At 42.0% G+C, this 2,774-nt stretch carries 3 protein-coding genes; all 3 read left to right on the top strand.

What is annotated here, in order from left to right; all coding sequences use genetic code 11:
• Positions 1-504 precede the first annotated feature (504 nt).
• The 3 genes from JGK22_RS32875 (at position 505) to JGK22_RS32885 (ending at position 2,630) form a co-directional block, all read left to right on the top strand.
• Entirely contained in the window at positions 505-1,506 is a 1,002-nt protein-coding gene (locus JGK22_RS32875; RefSeq protein ID WP_293209109.1) for a hypothetical protein, read from the top strand.
• A 115-nt stretch (positions 1,507-1,621) separates the two neighbouring features.
• A complete protein-coding gene (locus JGK22_RS32880; protein WP_293220991.1) occupies positions 1,622-2,290 on the top strand; it encodes a hypothetical protein in 669 nt (222 codons plus the stop codon).
• 88 nt (positions 2,291-2,378) lie between these two features.
• Positions 2,379-2,630: a hypothetical protein gene (locus JGK22_RS32885; protein ID WP_293209113.1), complete on the top strand. Its 252-nt coding sequence runs from the start codon at positions 2,379-2,381 to the stop codon at positions 2,628-2,630.
• Positions 2,631-2,774: the final 144 nt, after the last annotated feature.

Consider the following 2,774-nt stretch of genomic DNA (forward strand, 5'->3'; position numbering starts at 1 on the left):
TTAAGCCACTCAGGACGCCAGTCAAAATAGCCACGGTTGTACCTAGTAGAGCGATATCGATTTTGAGCATTATATCTTTCATGTAATTATTCCTGTATACTGATAAGCAAATAATGTTGCGTTATATGTTTTATTATAAGCTATTAAAGAGTAATCGCATTCCGTGCTGTAGGTAAATATCTGAAGCCTATTTATATATAGCTTTCTACTGCCATCAAGTCGCGCATCTTGATTGCCACCAATAGTAAGACCGGAACGAATTTCGCGTTGGATATACGCTCCTAAACGCCATTCCTCTGCCCAGATTCCAGATGAAGACATTAACAGCGCGATTACGTTTTTTGTGAGAACTAACGGACAAACAAATCTGGCCTTTGTCTCGCCTATTGGTTGAGACCATACCTGTTCCCACTGATTTTCGTTAAAAGTTAGTTTCATTGTAGTAATAGCGCAATATACTACAATGATAATACATTGTTACAATCGTAAACTAGATACTACATTATGGTTATTAAGAAGCAACCCGCACCTAAACCAGAAAACCTAAAGCTTACCAATGAAGAACCTTCACTACTTTTAGCCATTCAAGAGCTTATTCGTACTGGCGGAGTAGATTGGGATGAATGGTGGAATGAATGGGAGGACGGCATACCCGGTAGGAACGAATCAATAAGTAATTATAAAATTGTTGATTGGCGTAAGCAAGGTGAGAAACCAAGATACATTGAACTAACTTTGGGGGATAGCAAATCTGGAATACGTCACATTGAATATTTTAAAAACAAAAAAGACAAAAAAAATAGTATTATTTTGTCGGGTACAACATTGCAACTCATTCAGCATATTGTGCAACTTGAATATGCTGGTGGAAGCACAGCAAACGAAAGCTTGTCGGCGAAAAATAGCAAACCCCCACTTAAAGGATTTCCAGCGATTGAACTCTATTTTCAGCAACGAAACTCACAGCTAGATAAAAAACCTGACGGCTCTTTCTATCCACCTGCTGAAGGAACCAAAATAATTAGATGCGTCGGATTTACTGATGATACTGTGATAGCCGCTAAAGGTCTCGCTGAAATGATCAAAACAAGTGATATAAGGCGTTGGGCTAATGCTATTGCTGTAGAGTTTGGCTCACCACTGTACGAATGGAATAAAGGTGTAGCCTGTGTTTCATATAGTGGTCAAATAGCGCGGCTACAAGGGCTAGAAGGTTACGCTTACTGCAACACATTAGGTGAGGGCGTTGAATTGTTTACAAAAATGCTAAAAATTTTTAAACAGATTCCAGATGAATTAGGATTTAATATAAGTAAAAATAGCAAGCCAAATCTTAAGTTCCCGGGCGACGCCCCAAAGACACTGCTTTTGGGCGAACAATGGGAAAAGCCTCGTAACCGTCCTGTAGCCACAGTTGTTTTTGATAGGGCAACGTTAAGACTTCCTTTAATGACTAAACCTATTCAGCTTGTCAAGGGTTCTGTGGTTACGTATAGCGGGGATTAAAACAGGGTGGCTGTAATTTCCCGAAACCCGTAGGGTTTCCTTTATTGATTGTTGGGTTTGACTGCCACAAAATTAGTCTAGGATAAGGATATCAATCGATAAAGGATTTATTTTTATGGGACGCCGAGGGCGGGGGCGACTTAACAAGAAAACTCTTACGGCAGCAGAAATTGACCTTTACGCTGCTTACCTTAAGGGAACAAGAAAACACGAAGTACCCCGCAAGGCGTCGGGCGCATACAGAGAAAAAATGAGTGTTGGGGTAATCCCATTTGGCACCGGGTTGGCTGCAACGGGAACGATTAACCACGTTCGAGTAGGTATGACTCGCGGCGCTCTTGGAATTCTGTCAACACTGGGTATTAGCGCTACTGATCAAGGCAATATTTTCGGCCTGGAAAACACCGCAGCACAAGTCACGGAACCGCCCGCTGGATTCTATCCGGCATTGTGTATCATCACCTTGCGACCAGCAAACGTGATAGCGATAACGACAGGCAACTCGGCGTTTACTGGTCGCCCTCGCAATTACAAACCCGGGCGTTCGGGTAGTGTCCCTTTTGGGCGTGGCACCCCCACCGCCCAACCCGAAGCAAGTGGGGGGAAAAAAGTCAATGCCACAGTCGATGATATTGAGTATAATGACGCAGCTACGGCGATTAGGGTTGCTATTGGAGCCTCGCCGTTTACTGGTAAAAAATCGATGACGTTTCAGTCAGAAGTTTATCGTCCACAAGGTACAGCAGCCGGATATAGTAAACCCGCAGTTGCACCTGCATTCTAAACTTATTTCCCAAAAGAAACATCTTTTTTTGTTAGTCATTTAATAATAAGATGTTTCTTTTGGGAAATACATTCAAGGTGATGGTGATATGGAAGAAATCAATGACGCGTTTCAATTGATTCGCACCGCTTTTACAACGGAAGAACTCGACGAGGATATGGCAAACTGGCATACAATCAAGAACTTGAATGCTGCTGCATCTGAATTCTTGTCCGGCAATGTCAATGGCTCAGGTTTTTTTGAGATGGCTGAACCATTTCTACCTGATACAAGATTTACAATTGACGAATACATAGAAGAAATCGAACAGAATTTAATTAATATTGGATTTCTGTTTTGAATTGATGTTTTGTTCATCTCCCCAAGTAGCGCCCTACTTTAGGAGCCTACTTATATTATGGCAATAATAACACCTGGTACAGGGGCAACAATAAGCGCCACCACAATCGAAGGACAGCTTTGGCAATTGGTACACCTGTACCAA

The sequence above is a fragment of the Microcoleus sp. PH2017_08_TRC_O_A genome, assembly GCF_020738665.1.
GTDB lineage: Bacteria > Cyanobacteriota > Cyanobacteriia > Cyanobacteriales > Microcoleaceae > Microcoleus.